Origin of the sequence: Cupriavidus sp. WS, from assembly GCF_000395345.1 — a bacterium.
GTDB lineage: Bacteria > Pseudomonadota > Gammaproteobacteria > Burkholderiales > Burkholderiaceae > Cupriavidus > Cupriavidus basilensis_B.
Map to the genome: position 1 here is coordinate 1 of NZ_AQPL01000061.1, position 16083 is coordinate 16083.

The following is a 16083-nucleotide window of genomic DNA, read 5'->3' on the forward strand; positions in this document are numbered from 1 at the left end:
GCAGGCTTGCCGGCAGGCCCGCCTTGGCGTTCTGCACGGCCGAGCTCACCACCGACGTCACCAGCGCGCTGCTGGTCAGGTCAACCGGGCCCGACGCCGCGCCGACCGCGCTGGCCACCGCCTTGGCCGCCGCCGCCGCGGCATCGGCCGCGCTCAGCGTGCCGCCCTTGGCCACGCCGGTCAGCGTCTTGGTGACCTGTTCCACCAGTTGCTGCACCACCACGGCCGCCTTGAGCACGGCCGCGTCCTGCATCGGGTCGAGCGAGGTCAGGTCCTTGCCGGCAAGGCCCAGCTTGGTGGCCAGCGCCTCGGCCTGCCCGGCGCCGAGTTGCGCCAGCAGCGTGGTCAACGGCGTGAGCATCGGCGTCACGCCTGCCTTGTAGGGCAAGGCCGGCGACTGCAGCACGCCGGTGAACGGCTGGCCGGTGCCGATGTCGGTGCCGCCGGATCCCTTCAGCGCGCTCGAGGTGCAGCCCGCGGGGAAGGTGAAGTCGCCCGTCGCGTTGGTGATCGCGGTCTGGTTGCTGCAGTCGAGGAAGGTCACGGTGGCGCCCGACACGTAGAAGTCGACTGCCTTGCCGCTGACAGTGACCGACGGTGTCGACGGTGTCGACGGCGAATCCGAGCCGCCCCCGCAAGCAACCAGCGTCGCTGCCGCGGCCGCCATGATGCCGAGGGTAAAGATATTCCTGATATTGGTTTGCACTCTTCTCGCTCCTGAGATCGTTACGTCGATACGTGGTCTGTGGGTCAATGCGCCTGGTCATCGCCGCACACTGTCACCTGCGCCCTGCGCCACCGGGTCCTGCCGCGCATCGCGCGGCCTTGCTGCCCCCTGCAAGCGGACCTGGCAACAACGCTTTGATGCAGTGCACTGCCGCGTCCTGCCAGCACACTAGATAAACAATCCCTACTTCCGTGTCACCCCTACTTGGCGGGGGAAAGCCCGCAGCGGCACGCCGCCAACCGCTCTCGCTCGGCGTTTTGCGGCCGCGCGGATGCCCCCTTGCAGGTTGTCTTTTTTATAATGGCCGCATGCAAGAACTACAACGGCCACAGCATTGCTACAGCTGCATCTACACCGTCTGCACAGCGCGCAGCGCGGGAAAATCGGCCGGCGCGAGCCAGCCCGCCAGGTATCGGCCCATCGCTTCGAGCAACACGTCGGAAGTCAGCCCCGATGCGCCGGCCAGCGCCGGGCAGACGATCCACGTGGTGCCGTCGCGCCTGAGCACTCGCAGCGTCTTGGCGAGATCGGCGGGCTGCAGGATGTAGTCGGATGCGTGCGCGTCGTCCAGCGAGAACGCGTGCACGAAATCGTCGAGATGGCGCTCGCCCAGGCACACCACCACCTTCGGCCGCCAGCGCCGGCGGATGTCGTCGATGAACGCAAAGCGCCTGCCGCCGCGGCACAGGTCGAGATAGCGCTGCTTGGGCACCAGCGCCGGCTGGCCGCGGAACGCCTTGGACCACGGCGTCTGCCCGATCAGGTGAGCCGGCAGCGGGAACAGGCTGAGCTTGAATTCCGCGCCGCGCGGCGCGTAGAGATAGTGGTCGAAGTAGTGCTTCCAGTCGCATTCGCTCAGCGAGCTGCCGAAGGTGCGCGCACGCGCCGCCGCCATGATCCGGGCGATCTTCTGGTGCGACTGCCAGCGCTCCATGCTCTGGCGGTGCTTGCCACGGTATGCGTCATCCCATGACACGGGATGCTCGCGCGGCACCAGCGGCGCCACCAGCGACTCGACCCACGGATGAGGCGTGCTGTCGCAAAACCACACAGCCGCCGCAGGATTCCCGCCTTCCATACCCACGTAGGATGCGAAATACGCATCCAGCTGCTCTCGCGAAAATACCGTCTTCTGTTCTATTTCCATTGCCTCTACCGCTTGGTGGAGTTGAAGATGCCCACACGCAGAGGCAATACTCACCTGTACGACGTGAAGGGCAAGGAGACGCCCCGAATGCATCGGCAAATCTCTAATAGAACCTGGAGACAATCCGCTGACCGGGAAGCAGAGCCGCGCCGGCGATCCGGCACCTCCCATCCCGCTTCGTACCGGGGGAGCAGCCAGCCCGACGCAATGCCTGCCCCGACGGATTTGACCTTCCTGCAACCAATCTGGACCAGTCTTTCCCCATGGAAAACCTCTCCGGCGCCAATACCATACGACCCGCGTGCCGCCGGATGCCGCCCCAAGGAAACCTGATCGCGTTTGCGCGAAACACTAACTAGGCGGACCGAGATTTTGCGCGAGAATCTTTCGATGCGCGCCCCCCTTTGGAGGGATTCGTTGTACTCATTTATCCCTTCTTGAGCAGGGTAACAACCAGCGCGGACCTTGCGTGCATGCGCATGCGGGGAAAGGCAATCGCCTAAAAGGATGAGGCCGCCGACACCAGCGCGCGCAGGCGAATTTCGCTACAGTCACGCCCGCGCGCGAGCCCCTCCGGCAACGCCGCGGGCAAGATACTGCGCTGGCGCGACGCGTCGGCCACGTCATGGACCTGGAGGTGACGCACGACAAACCTGACGGTTCCCTTTCACGACGCCATCGACCGCCACCTGGCCGGCGACATGCTCTTCACCGACTGCCGCCGCAGCGCAGCCTCGCGCGCATCTCCATCGATGCCATGCGGCACCACGCGCCGCAAAGACGCAAGATAAGCGTCGAGCCGCTTGCGGGTGAAGCGGGTGAATGCGTGCCAGATCATCGTGCTGATGAATGCCGTGGCAGCCGCCACGGGCCACCATCGCCGGGGCGCCTGCGCGCAATGCCGGCATGCGCGGCGTAGCCCGCTCCCGCCGCGGCGCTCGACCGTGCGTCTCAAAAAAACGCGGCCGGCGCGCACACGCGCCGCCGATCCCCACGCGTTCCCTTCTCATGCAGGGTACCGGTAGGTTTCGCTGCACCGCATTATCCGCACCAATGCAGAGACAGAAGCATGCCGCCGCGGCCAGCGCCGCCGGCCAGGCACGAAGCGTTGCAACTCCAATGGGCAGTCTGCAAAGGACGCCGCAGGTGGCTCAGGTCAGCCACCGCGCCACACCCGCCATGGAGTGACTGCCGCGGAAGCAGTCCAGCACGACTTTGCCTCTGTCTCGCCGCGGCCACGCCGCGGCACTGTGCATGGCACCGGCACGACCGGCTGCCACACAAGGTCAATTTCCAGCGGGGGGAAAAGCACGGCGCATGCGGGCGCCTGCTACGCGAACACTTCGGGGGGAATCATGGGAGTCTATCGCGACATGTTTGCCAGGCATCACGATCAGTTGGCACTGATGGTGCGCCTGTTCGATGTCGGTGCCATCTGGATCGCCGGCTACGTCGCCGCCGAACTTCGCTTCCCGGCCGATCCCGGGGCGGCGGCACCGATTCACCAGTTCATCCAGTACTTCGGCTGCGCGGTCGCGTTCATCGTGCTGCCCGGCTTCGACCTCTACGCCTCATGGCGCGGACGCAGCTTCGCCGCGCTGGCCACGCGCCTGGTTGCCGCGTGGACCCTGGTCTGGCTCATCAGCCTGCTGCTGTGCTACTTCATGCATCAGATCGATGCCCTGTCGCGCCTGTGGATGATCTACTGGTACGCGCTCTCGCTGGCCGGCCTGTTCCTCCTGCACCTCGCCACCCGCTCCATGCTCAGCATGGTGCGCGGTGCCGGCATCAACCACAAGCGCGTGCTGATCGTCGGCTACGGCCGCACCGGCCAGGAGATGTATCAGCGCGCCACCGCCAGCCACCGCACCGGCTACAAGGTCAGCGGCATCTACGCGCCCGAGGGCGAAACCACGCCCGAAGGCCGCCCGCGCATCAAGGACAGTGCGGAGATCGCCGAGTTCTCGCGCGCGCACGGCATCGACGAGATCTGGCTCACGCTGCCCCTCTCCGAATCCCGCCGCATGCAGGAGATCGCCTTCTCCCTGCGCAACGACTTCATCGACATCAAGTGGATGCCCAGCGTGCTGGACTTCGACCTGCTCAACCACAACGTCGGCAACTTCCTCGGCATGCCCGCGGTGGAAATGAACCGCCCGCCCTCGCTCGGCGTGCGCGGCGCCGTCAAGGCCGTGTTCGACCGCACCTTCGCCGCCCTCGTCCTGCTCGCCCTCTCGCCGCTGTTCGCCGTGATCGGCATCCTGATCAAGCGCGGCTCGCCCGGCCCCGTCTTCTTCAAGCAGGAACGCCTCGGCATGGACGGCCGCGTGATCCACGTCTACAAGTTCCGCAGCATGAAGATGCACGCCGAGCACGGCACCGTCACCCAGGCCACCAAGGGCGACAACCGCATCACGCCCATCGGCGCGTTCCTGCGCCGCACCAGCCTGGACGAGCTGCCGCAGTTCATCAACGTGCTGCGCGGCGAGATGAGCGTGGTGGGACCGCGGCCGCATGCGATGGCCCACAACAACATCTACAAGGAACAGCTCGACTTCTACATGCTGCGGCACCGCGTGAAGCCCGGCATCACCGGATGGGCGCAGATCAACGGCTATCGCGGCGAGACCGACACGCTGGACAAGATGGCCAAGCGGGTCGAGCACGACATCTTCTACATCCGCAACTGGTCGTTCTGGATGGACCTGCGGATCATCTTCTGGACGGCGTTCAAGGGGTGGACTGGGCAGAATGCGTATTGAACCGTCGCGCCCGGGCAGCAACGCCGCGACGCTGTTCTCGCCCACGGGCAGGCTCTGGCTCGCGGCCGCCGCCGTGTTCTACCTGACCATGCTGGTGGTGGGCAACCTCCCCGGCAAGGCACAGGCGCTCAACCAGGAATTCGGCGACAAGGTCATGCACCTGAGCGCCTATGCCTGCCTGGGCGCCGCCATCCATCTGGCTTTCTCCCGGCACAAGGCCGTCATCACGCTGGCGGGCATTGCCGTGCTGGGCGGCCTCGATGAAGTCATCCAATCGTTCTTTCCGTACCGCTCGTCCGACCTGGCAGATCTGCTCACGGACCTGACGGCTGCCGTACTCGCCATCGCCGTGCTTTCGCTGGCCACCTCGCTGGCGAAGGCCAGGGTGCGCAAAGACGCAGGCGATTCAAATCGATCTCTACCTCCCTTCGACACGCGCTCATGAAAATCACCATCATCGGTAGTGGCTATGTAGGCCTGGTCACCGGCACCTGCCTGGCCGAGCTTGGCAACGACGTACTATGCCTGGACCTGGACGCCACCAAGATCGGCATGCTCAACGCCGGCGAAGTCCCCATCTACGAGCCTGGCCTGAAGGAGCTGATCGAGCGCAATCATGCCGCCGGCCGGCTGCGCTTCACCAGCGACATCGAGGCCAGCGTGCAGTTCGGCGACGTCCAGTTCATCGCCGTCGGCACGCCCCCGGACGAGGACGGCTCGGCCGACCTGCGCTACGTGGTATCCGCCGCCCGCAACATCGGCCGCTACATGACCTCGCCCAAGATCGTGGTGGACAAATCCACCGTGCCCGTGGGCACCGGCGCCAGGGTCCGTCAGGCCATCCAGGCCCAGCTGGACGAACGCTGCCTGCCGGCGCTGGAGTTCGCCGTGGTGTCCAACCCCGAGTTCCTCAAGGAAGGCGCCGCCATCGAAGACTTCATGCGGCCCGACCGCATCGTCATCGGCACCGAGCCCGGCACTGCCGGACAGCGCGCCCGCGAAGCCATGCGCACCCTGTACGCGCCGTTCACGCGCAACCACGACCGCATCCTCAACATGGACATCGCGTCGGCCGAGTTCACCAAGTACGCCGCCAACGCCATGCTCGCCACGCGCATCTCGTTCATGAACGAGCTGGCCAACCTCGCCGACGCGGTGGGCGCGGACATCGAACTGGTGCGCCAGGGCATCGGCTCCGACCCGCGGATCGGCTACAGCTTTCTGTATGCCGGCACTGGCTACGGCGGCTCCTGCTTTCCGAAAGACGTACAGGCGCTGGAGCGCACCGCGGCGGAATACGGCCAGACGCCGCGCATCCTGGCCGCGGTGGAAGCGGTCAACCACGAGCAGAAGCGTGTGCTGGTGCGCAAGATCGTCGCGCACTACGGCGAAGACCTGAGCGGGCTGACGTTCGCGCTGTGGGGGCTGGCGTTCAAGCCGAATACCGACGACATGCGGGCCGCGCCGAGCCGGGTGGTGATCAAGGAACTGCTGGCGCGCGGGGCCAGCGTGCGGGCATTCGATCCGGTGGCGATGGAGGAGGCCAGGAAGGCTGTCTCCAGCGACTTGGCCGACGAACCCGCCGCCAAGACACGACTGCATTTTGTACCGGATCAGGCCACAGCCTTACAAGATGCGGACGCGCTCATTGTGGTAACCGAATGGAAGTCCTTCCGCTCGCCAGATTTTATCGCCGTCGCCGCAGCCCTACGTGAGCCGGTAATCTTTGATGGTCGGAATCTTTACGAGCCAGAGGAATTGAGGCAACTCGGCTTCATATACCACGCAATCGGTAGGGGCGATAATTATCAGCGAGAAGCATTGATAAAGAAAATGCTGACTTCGGCATAGATTCGATCTCGACGCTTATACCGCTCCTTTACTCCAGCACCGTCGCAATCCACAATAAAATTCAATAATTTTAACTTCAAAATATCATGAAAATCGCGATCGTCCATGATTGGTTTGTCGTATACGGCGGAGCGGAACGGGTTATTGAGCAAATGTTAATTTGCTTCCCTCAAGCCGATGTTTTTAGCATCGTCGATCATATTCCACCCAACGACCGTGGATTCCTCCAAGGAAGGTCAATAGCGACAAGTTTTGTACAAAAACTTCCATTCTCAAAAAGTAAATATCGCAGCTATTTACCACTGATGCCTCTTGCGATCGAGCAATTTGATTTATCTCCCTACGATATCGTCATCACAAGCTCGCATGCGGTAGCAAAGGGGGTGATTACCGGCCCGGATCAACTGCATATCAGCTACGTTCACTCACCGATGAGATACGCATGGGACCTACAACATCAATATCTTCGCGAAGCCGGACTTGACAGTGGAATAAAAGGATGGCTTGCCAAATATATACTTCATCGACTCCGGATTTGGGATTACAGAACCGCAAATGGCGTCGATTATTTTGTCGCCAACTCGAATTTTATCGCAAGGCGAATAAAGAAAGTATACGGAAGAGAGGCAGACGTTATCTACCCTCCCGTAAACGTTGAATCATTTTCTGTCAGCGATAAGAAAGAGAATTTTTACCTAGTTGCATCTCGCCTAGTTCCCTACAAGAGAGTCGATCTAATAGTAGAGGCCTTCTCAACAATGCCGGACCTGAAACTCAAAGTTATCGGCACAGGACCTGATTTAAATAAAGTTATTTCAAGATCCGCACCAAATATAGAAATATTGGGATATCAGCCATTCTCAGAACTTAAATCCGCCATGCAATCTGCAAACGCCTTCGTATTTGCAGCAGAAGAAGATTTCGGGATTGCGCCTGTGGAAGCCCTAGCCAGCGGAACTCCTGTCATTGCCTTTGGCAAGGGAGGCGTTCTGGAAACTGTCTCCGGAAACGGCCATTTCCCTACAGGTATTCTATTTGATAGTCAAACACCGGAAGCAATCTGCGCCGCAGTCCGAAGCTTCGAGGAAAACAAATCGAAGTATAAATCAAGAAATTGCCGAATTAGATCCGAACTATTTTCCTCAGAAATATTCAGATCAACGTTCAAAAATTATGTAGCCACTCGTTGGGATAAATTTACCGACAATAATTACCCCCCCCATGAAACTGGATCCACTACTTTTGATTCTCTCACAAAAGCAGCTTAAAAGTACAACGCACCGTCAGAATTGAATATACAACAAGACCTGCAACTCTCTGAGTTCCAGGTCTTAGTCTTTCCCCTGAGCTACCTTACCTCTCTACAGAAATTTGGCACAACCATCAATCTCCCTCTATCATTTTATTAAAAAATCAAAGTCTATCGCAAAAAGTAATTTCCAATACTACTCTTCGATAAGCGCCATCATCTTTTCGGTACGGATCTCATACGTATGTTCTCTCGCTGCCGCCAAGCGCTCTTCCAGCGCCACCACATCACCGGATAACGCTCGCTCCACCTCCATGATGAACGCTCTTGAATTATCGGCTAGCGATGCAACACCAGCATAGGCCGCAAGCGCATGAAGTCTGGTGGACACCACCGGTTTCCCCGCCGCAAGGTATTCGAAGAACTTCATAGGAAACATACCCTGCGTATACTCATTGCGGCGACTCGGTAAAATCGCCACATCCAAACCCTTCAAATATGCAGGCAAGAGCTGGTAATTCCGTGCGCCCAAAAGGTGAATATTTTGGCACTCCACCAGAGCAGAGGAGTCCGTCCACGGATCACCTTCCCCGACCTTCCCTATCAAAACAATCGACCACTCTGGATGGGTTCTCGCCATCTCGCATATCATCTCAAGATCGAGCTTATAGCCACTAATAGCTCCAATAAATCCCACTCTCGGTGATGGGATCGATACTAGATCGATCGGAATCTCAGTACTGTCTTCCAGAGCCTGTGAGAAATGATTAAAATCCGCAACATTGGAAAAATAATGACAGTTCCTATTCCACATCTTCCGCGTTTCGAGAAGATGCTCAGCAGTTACAAAGCATATATCCGCCATTTCCGTCAACTCTCGCTCCGCCATCTCGATCTCTTTCGATGGCATACCAGGCTGTGCCTTAATTTCATCTACGCAGTGGTAGATTAATTTTTTGAAACTTCTCGCCTGAAATAATCGGCAAGTCATGGGATTATAGGCCCAAAGAATATCCCTCTTCATACTCAGATGCGTCATGCATGCCATCAATCCCACGCGAAGTAGCAATCGATTGATCAGCCGCACCAAACTACTCCCTTGGAATGGAATAACTATTGGCGACCACACCCATATATTTTCGCGAACTTGACGAACTCCTTTTAAACTCCTACCCAGCCGAATTAGGATCCGCCGAAAATCTTGGCCGCTTACGGATGGCCTTCTTAGCCCAAGAGAATCTATATAAAGAACTCTATTTCCGCGCTTCCCTAACTCCACTGCAACGTGCTGCTTATTTGTCCAAAAAGGATTATCCCAGTCTGCAGTAGAAATCAGAACGATATCTTTCATATTCATGCTGCCGCTCCTCTTATGTGCCGAATAAATAGCGACAGATCACGCCTTAAAATCGGTATAAATACAATTACCCCAATCCAATAGGCAAAAAATAGAACGACTGCCGCAATTAGACCTTGCCACCCAACAGTTGGCACGGAACGCCCTAGCAAAACATACACCACCGCAGCCACGCTAAAACACGCTGCACGTCGAATAAATAGATCTGCCAATTTCATGCGCCAACAACAACAAGCCAGGATGACGATACCGTAAGCACAGTTTCCGAGCCCCAATACAACGGGACCAATTAATTGGTAGAGACCTACATTAATTACGGTATTTGCAAGCAACCCTGCTGCCATAAAAATAAAAACCTCTCGGTTTCTGAACCGTGCATTCATAACCTTAATCAGCACATAACTGATAACCTGAGCCCAAAATCCCGCTGCGCAACCAACGAGGATCACTCCGGTTAATTTGGTAGATCCGCTATCGAATGCACCTCTCTCATAAACGAGGGAAATCAATAATTTTGAATTAACTGCCAAGGCTATCGATAGCGGCACGGTCGCCAAGAGCAATAATGGTATTATCTTATTCAACGTGAAGTTCAATTGCTCGTCACTCATACGTCCAATCGTGGCTAAGCCCGCTAGCCCAACTGGCACCGCCAACAGGAGGACACCTGTGTCTGTAATAAAACGTGCGTAGTCCAACGCGGCTACGGTATCCGTTCCAAGCAGCGAGGCGACGGCACGCTCAGCAACAATATTCCCCTGTAGCAAGAGTGGGAGCAACAGAAGAGGCTTCATGACCCGCCAAAACTCATGGCCGATATCTTTTGCTCTCACTCGTGTCAGGCTCAGTGGGCGTGAAATCCAATCTCGTCGACAGACTCGCGCCGCTCCCCAAATTGCATAGAAAAGGTATGCAAGTGTGAAACCCCAAGCCAGCCAAACAACCTCCTTCCGAACGAATGCCAAGACGGTGCCCAGAATCATTCCCACGCTCTGCACCGTGGCTCGCACGGACGCCAGTCTGTACTCGCCGTTCGCCATCTCTAAGTAGGAAAATAGTCCCCCAACCACATAGAACGGTACCCCTGCGCTCATCACTCTGACAAACAGTACCGCATAAGCTTTGGTTCCCTCATCAAACCCTGGTGCGATCAAGCTGATCCAAAGCGGTGCTCCCGCAAACAAGAAAAGCGCCACCATCACTGATACTGCAGACATTGCAATCGACACTAATAGGAATAGGCTTTGCGCATAGCCATCATTGCGCGCTGTGTATCGACCATAGAGAGGAAGAAATCCAGCCGAGAGGCTGTCCGCTGTAAAAAAATTTACAGGAACAAGGGTAGCCACTTGCGCCACTCGCAGAGCGGCAGTCGCAGCTGATGTGCCAAACAGCGCAGCAAGCAGCATCTCCCGCCCAGCTCCTGCGAGCTTACCTAGCAGTGATCCAGAGAAGAGTTTTAGTGCACCCCTAAGCATTTTTGGCTTCCACAGATGCAACTCCTCTTAATTCCCCGAATAATGCCAAGTATTTATCCACACAATATGCGAGGCTTTGGCTATCGGGTAAAGAAACCCCACCATCATTACTCATCTGCAAGGCTGTCCTGAGTGCATCGGCAACGGCTGCCGCATCCCTCGGCGGTGCAAACAATAATCTCTCACTCGGCTGAAATGTCGCCTTGAGATGTGCCGACATCACGATCGGTATGCCAACCGCCTGTGCTTCCAGAACATTAAGCGGCATTCCCTCCCGATGAGTCGTCGTAAACAGCATGGCATCGCTAGCCTGTAGATACGGAGCCAGCTCACGCCGTGCAACGTTCCCCGTAAAATGCACTAGATTACGCACGCCGAGCTCCTCGGCAAGCTGCTCTAAACTTTCCCTTTCTGGTCCATCACCAACAATTAGGTAGCGAGTATTCCCTTCATAATCCTCCGCAACCATACGTGCAAATGCAGCAAGGGAGAGCTCACCGCCTTTCTGCCGGTGCAAGCGCCCCACTGAGACTACCACACGCATATTATCGCTCCAACCCAATTTCCGTCGGCATTGAATTCGTGCTTCTAGATTGGGGCGAAATAGCAATGTATCGATACCATTTTTGATCGTACATACTTGCGATCGTCGAACGGAGAGATTAATTGGCAAGCGGTGAAAGCTCTTAGTAACGGCATCCCCGACAGTCACAATTGCATCGAAGTGACGATAGGCCATCATGTCTTTTGGAATCCATACAAGATTCACCACTGACTTCAACATTGATAATGGCCGCCCTGTTCGCCATCGAGAAAGGAACTCCGCTACCGAGCTTCCGTGCGCTTGCAGTATCAGTGGAGTCCCCCTCAGGACACTACGATTCCTTAGCAAACCATAGGCTCCGGCGCTAATACTCAGGATACCGTCACAATTGTTAGCAAATTCACGTTCGAAGATGGCCCTTGACCCATCCCACCAGCGTGCTCCGTATCTACGCCAATCGGCGCCGTCCACTGTAATAACGGTCACCCCGCTGTCCTCAAAAAAAGAAGGATAGCCAGATATTTTTGCTGTAATCACAGTGACGTCGTGCCCGCGTGCTGCAAACATACGTGCGACATCCCAGGCAACTTCCTGCATACCGCCGATACTATGCATTGGCAGCGCCCGTGTGAACATGACAAATCTCTTCTTCGCTCTCACATCCACCTCATGTAGCTATAACGTTGCGCATCGCACTGGCATATCTAACTCAGCCTTAACGGCAGACAGATAAAGTCATAGCAACAGAGTCTCATAGAGAATTTCGAGCTTAGCAGCCTGCCTTCGAATATCGAACTTAGACTCCACCATTGCCCTTGCAGCTCGCCCCATCTGGGCCCGTACCGCAGGGCTACTCAGCATTCTTCGTATGCCCTCGGCCAATGCCGCCACATCTCGTTCCGGCACTAAATATCCAGTCTCACCGTCAATCACAACCTCCGGAATTCCTCCATGTCTTGTTCCGATGAGCGGCACTCCGAGTGCTGCAGCCTCCAGCAAAACCATACCTAGTCCTTCTGCATCCCCAGACCTAGCAGTAACACTAGGGAGCACGAACAGCGCAGCACTTCGCATTTCGGAAAGAACTACCTCATGGGACTGAGCACCTTTAAAAATGACTTTTCTTACTACTCCCAATGAGCAAGCCAGATTCTCTAGTGAAGATCTAAGAGGTCCATCCCCTATAATGACCAAAATTAAATCCGGAAACATATCCGAGATTTTAGAAAATGCCCTCAATAAATATTCAGTTCCTTTCTTCTCAACTAGCCGAGCAACATGAAGTATAACGAATTTCTCATCTCCTGCTTCGCGAGGAATTATCGCACCGACATCTATTCCTATATAATGCACATGAACTTTTTCGGATGGAAATCCGATATCCAAAACCTTATTCTTTATATATTCCGACACACATAGAAACATCGCTCCTCGCCTCATCAATCTCCTCCTAAATATGGCGTAATTAATCAAAGATGGAGACTTAGATTTTAAAAGAGAACATAAGTTTGTTGTGGCATCGAATCCATGGAATGTCGTAACAAGAGGAACACCCAATTTCTCGGCTATCGGCAGAGCATACACTCCCTCCACACCAAAATGAGCATGAATTATGTTCGGCTTAATACCGCTCATTTTCTTGATAAATTCCCCAGGATCACGAGTAATTAAATTCCAAATTCGGCTGATCTTATTCTTCTTTGCGTCATTGTCTTCGAGAGTCAACGATATCGCACCATATGGAGCTAGCCCATAACGCCTAACACCCAAATAAACGGGAACGAATTTTTCCGTGCTACTTGCTTGCTGAACAATAAATGGCTCAGACACCTTGAAAAGCTGATGCCTATAAACTATTGATATCAATTTATTCATTTACCCGCCCCTACTTCTTTGAACCCGAAGAAGCTCATTATTGAGAACACAAACAGGGCCAACGATATAACCGGAGCAACAGCACCGAATGCCCCTCTCAATAAAATGAATAGAAATGATATCAATATTATCGATACGCCATACCAAGTAACACCAGACCAAGCCACCCCGCCAGCATAGATTCGATCCGCGAAACTAAGCAGGCGTCCAAAAAAAAACGCACCTACGGCGAGAAACAACCAACTCCCAGAATAAAATATCTCAATCGGTAATGGCGCACTCAAATTATTATATTGATATCCAACATAGTCAGCACTCAATGCACCCAAATGCAGTGGCTTGTCTAGCCAGATAAATCTAGGAACAAAAAATGCCATCCCGCCCAAGAAATTCAACCCTAGGGAGACACCACTATCACTAACGTAACTATAGCCATTTGCAATCATCAAAAACGAATCAAAATCGACATGGCTTTTTATATAATCGAAAGCATCACCGCCCAGCTCATATGACCCGCTACCGATCGTCTTAGACCAAGGGAATACGAAATACAGGAATAGTGGCGACAATATGAATAATATTACATTACTCACTCTACTCCTCAACCATCCAACAGTCATCAATATAGCAATTGTCATCCCCAAGAAATGAAACCTGGGGCTTGATTGCGGACCATTGACCACTATATTAATTATAACCAAAGCCCCCAATAGACTCTTATGTAGCAATGCTTTCCAACCAACTGGTTTTATAAAAAAATTAACGATCAACTCTACAAGCAATGCCGAAAATATTCCAAATTTTGACGCCGCATACAGCATCGCTAGGTCAGCATCCGAATCGTAAATTACATCTCCAACCGCGCCTCTACCATCAAAGAAATTTTGAATTCCGACAGTCTTAATCATAACCAATACCGGGATAAAAGAAATTAACACCATAATCACAAGAAATACGTTATTAATCCCCCAACTTCTCTCCAATATATATCTATACCTCCCTCGCCTAAATGAATACCCAGCAGAGAAGAATATTCCATAGATAAATATTATGAATGAGGCGGCCAAAACAGATGTGAGATCTGGGTAACGCTCACCAAGCCACGGAAAATAATGATAATTCAGTTGAACTATTGCCGGCACACTCATAAAAAATACGAAAAATATCGTATGAAGAGTCAAGCCTGCTATTTTTCCATATTTTGCTAGATGGTATCCCCACGTCCCCATGCAAACAAGGGCGGAAATAAATACCACCAAGATCGAGATTAGAACCATTTCTGTAAATTATTTATTAATACAATTCCCGCCATCTAATCTCGCCTCTAGCTCACATAGCGAGGCGATCCCCCTTTCACGAGAACCACAGATAAATCTACTGCGTCACGACGTTCGACGATACACGCCCGTATGAATCATCGAGCCGCACTATGTCATCCTCACCAAGATAGCTACCGCTTTGCACTTCGATCAGTTCAAGGGGAACACTGCCGGGGTTTTCCAGCCGGTGGACAGTGCCCAGCGGAATGTAGCTGGACTGGTTTTCGCTGAGCAGGAACGTGTCGTTGCCGCATGTCACGCGGGCCGTGCCCTTGACCACGATCCAGTGTTCGGCACGGTGGTAGTGCATCTGCATGGAGAGCTTTGCGCCAGGCTTCACCGTAATGCGCTTGACCTGGTAGCGCTGCCCTTCGTCAACGGCGTCATAGCTGCCCCACGGGCGATAGACCTTGCGGTGATCGGCGGCTTCGCTGCGGCCCTGCTTGCGCACCATATCCACCAGGACCTTCACATCCTGGCACTGGTCCTTGTGCACCACCAGCACGGCATCCGGCGTCTCGATCACCATCACGTCTTCCACACCGGCCACGGCAACCAGGCGATGAGATGCGTGGACCAGACAATCCTTGGCGTTATGCGTCAGCACGTCGCCCACGGTGACATTGCCGCCTTCCTGCTTGGCACCAAGTTCCCAGACCGCATCCCATGCACCCACGTCACTCCACTCGGTGGCAAACGGCACCATCTGCGCACGGCTGGTGTGCTCCATGACGGCATAGTCGATGGAGTTGCTCGGGCAACGCGCGAATGCCGCTTCATCGAGGCGGAAGAAATCGAGGTCCTTCTGCCCGAGGTTGACGGATTCCTGCACCGCGCGAAGGATCTCCGGCGAGAAGGACTCCAGTTCAGCCAGGAATGCGGAGGCCCGGAACAGGAAAATGCCGCTGTTCCAGAAGTAACCACCCTCGGCCAGAAACTCGCTGGCGCGGACCTGCGACGGCTTCTCTTCGAAACAGGCAACGTCGAAGCTCCATTGCGTGCAGCTCGCACCCGCCTTGATGTATCCATATCCGGTGGCCGGAGCCGTCGGTGCGATGCCGAAGGTGACCAGTGCTCCGGTTTGCGCGGCCGCCATGCCTTGCTTCACGATGTCCGCGAATGCGGATGCATCCCGGATCAGATGGTCCGACGGCAGCACCAGCATCAGCGGGTCCTGGCCAGCCGCGAGTGCATACAGCGCCGCCGCGGCCGCGGCCGGCGCCGTGTTCCGCGCATGCGGCTCGAGGATGAAAGCGGCGTCGCTGCTCCCGATCTCCCTGGCCTGCTCGGCCACCATGAAGCGATGTGCGTGGCTGGTGACGAGCAGCGGTGTCCCGACCCCGTGAATCTCCCTGATGCGCAGCAATGTGTCCTGCAGCAACGAACGGTTGCCCAGCAGGTTGAGAAATTGCTTTGGATAGCCCTCGCGCGACAACGGCCAGAGGCGGGTTCCCGAACCACCGCACAAGACAACGGGAATGATCACAGCAGGCTCTTCCATCTGACTTCTCCTTGTGCCAATTCAACCTTCAGTCAGCCCATTTCCCGTCAGCACGACGAGACAGGGCACGCCGCCAGACGGCGGCGGCTTACCCCTGCAATTGGAGAAATCCCCTGAATGCCCGATTGCGTTGCCACAATCGCGGCGCTCACGGAGTGACCGGTGGAAAGGCGGTAGCCAGACGCGTCCACGACTCTGTGCTTACTACCCCGTCACGCGAAATTCGCCGGCTTCGTCGAGCTGGCTGGTATATGGCCGGTCAGTGCCGGCTTA

Annotated in this window: 11 protein-coding genes and 2 pseudogenes; 4 read left to right on the top strand and 9 right to left on the bottom strand. The window is 55.5% G+C overall.

Going from position 1 to position 16083, the window contains the following annotated elements; all coding sequences use genetic code 11:
* The 3 genes and pseudogenes from K206_RS37625 to K206_RS0106190 form a co-directional block, all read right to left on the bottom strand.
* A pseudogene (locus K206_RS37625) lies at positions 1 to 706 on the bottom strand (hypothetical protein); the annotation flags it as partial.
* Between the two features lie 370 nt (positions 707 to 1076).
* Positions 1077 to 1868, bottom strand: a complete 792-nt coding sequence (locus K206_RS0106185; RefSeq protein ID WP_231401565.1) for an XpsR family transcriptional regulator — start codon at positions 1866 to 1868, stop codon at positions 1077 to 1079.
* Between the two features lie 673 nt (positions 1869 to 2541).
* The gene (locus K206_RS0106190; RefSeq protein WP_020201544.1) at positions 2542 to 2742 is read right to left on the bottom strand and encodes a hypothetical protein; all 201 of its coding nucleotides are present in this window, start codon (positions 2740 to 2742) and stop codon (positions 2542 to 2544) included.
* A 505-nt stretch (positions 2743 to 3247) separates the two neighbouring features.
* Here K206_RS0106190 and K206_RS0106195 point away from each other — a divergent pair.
* From K206_RS0106195 to K206_RS41425, 4 genes and pseudogenes are all read left to right on the top strand, one after another.
* The gene (locus tag K206_RS0106195) at positions 3248 to 4636 is read left to right on the top strand and encodes an undecaprenyl-phosphate glucose phosphotransferase (RefSeq protein WP_029043292.1); all 1389 of its coding nucleotides are present in this window, start codon (positions 3248 to 3250) and stop codon (positions 4634 to 4636) included.
* A complete protein-coding gene (locus tag K206_RS37630) occupies positions 4626 to 5081 on the top strand; it encodes a VanZ family protein (protein ID WP_020201546.1) in 456 nt (151 codons plus the stop codon). The genes K206_RS0106195 and K206_RS37630 overlap by 11 nt, the downstream gene beginning before the upstream one ends.
* Positions 5078 to 6487 (top strand): UDP-glucose/GDP-mannose dehydrogenase family protein, encoded by a 1410-nt coding sequence (locus tag K206_RS0106205; RefSeq protein ID WP_020201547.1) that lies wholly within the window; start codon positions 5078 to 5080, stop codon positions 6485 to 6487. The genes K206_RS37630 and K206_RS0106205 overlap by 4 nt, the downstream gene beginning before the upstream one ends.
* A gap of 86 nt (positions 6488 to 6573) precedes the next feature.
* A pseudogene (locus K206_RS41425) lies at positions 6574 to 7665 on the top strand (glycosyltransferase family 4 protein); the annotation flags it as partial.
* A gap of 267 nt (positions 7666 to 7932) precedes the next feature.
* Here the strand turns inward: K206_RS41425 and K206_RS37635 are convergent.
* The 6 genes from K206_RS37635 to K206_RS0106215 all read right to left on the bottom strand — a co-directional run bounded on the left by K206_RS37635 (position 7933) and on the right by K206_RS0106215 (position 15810).
* Positions 7933 to 9093: a glycosyltransferase gene (locus K206_RS37635; protein WP_043365639.1), complete on the bottom strand. Its 1161-nt coding sequence runs from the start codon at positions 9091 to 9093 to the stop codon at positions 7933 to 7935.
* Positions 9090 to 10502, bottom strand: coding sequence for a murein biosynthesis integral membrane protein MurJ (gene murJ, locus K206_RS41430; protein ID WP_196812847.1), 1413 nt, complete (start codon positions 10500 to 10502; stop codon positions 9090 to 9092). The genes K206_RS37635 and murJ overlap by 4 nt, the downstream gene beginning before the upstream one ends.
* A 61-nt stretch (positions 10503 to 10563) precedes the next feature.
* A complete protein-coding gene (locus tag K206_RS41110) occupies positions 10564 to 11751 on the bottom strand; it encodes a glycosyltransferase family 4 protein (RefSeq protein ID WP_063826808.1) in 1188 nt (395 codons plus the stop codon).
* 99 nt (positions 11752 to 11850) lie between these two features.
* Complete coding sequence (locus tag K206_RS37645) at positions 11851 to 12990, bottom strand: glycosyltransferase (RefSeq protein WP_043365641.1); 1140 nt, start codon at positions 12988 to 12990, stop codon at positions 11851 to 11853.
* The gene (locus K206_RS42675; protein WP_155887978.1) at positions 12987 to 14249 is read right to left on the bottom strand and encodes a hypothetical protein; all 1263 of its coding nucleotides are present in this window, start codon (positions 14247 to 14249) and stop codon (positions 12987 to 12989) included. The genes K206_RS37645 and K206_RS42675 overlap by 4 nt, the downstream gene beginning before the upstream one ends.
* Positions 14250 to 14364: 115 nt before the next feature.
* Positions 14365 to 15810, bottom strand: coding sequence for a mannose-1-phosphate guanylyltransferase/mannose-6-phosphate isomerase (locus tag K206_RS0106215; RefSeq protein WP_029043293.1), 1446 nt, complete (start codon positions 15808 to 15810; stop codon positions 14365 to 14367).
* Between the last annotated feature and the right edge of the window lie 273 nt (positions 15811 to 16083).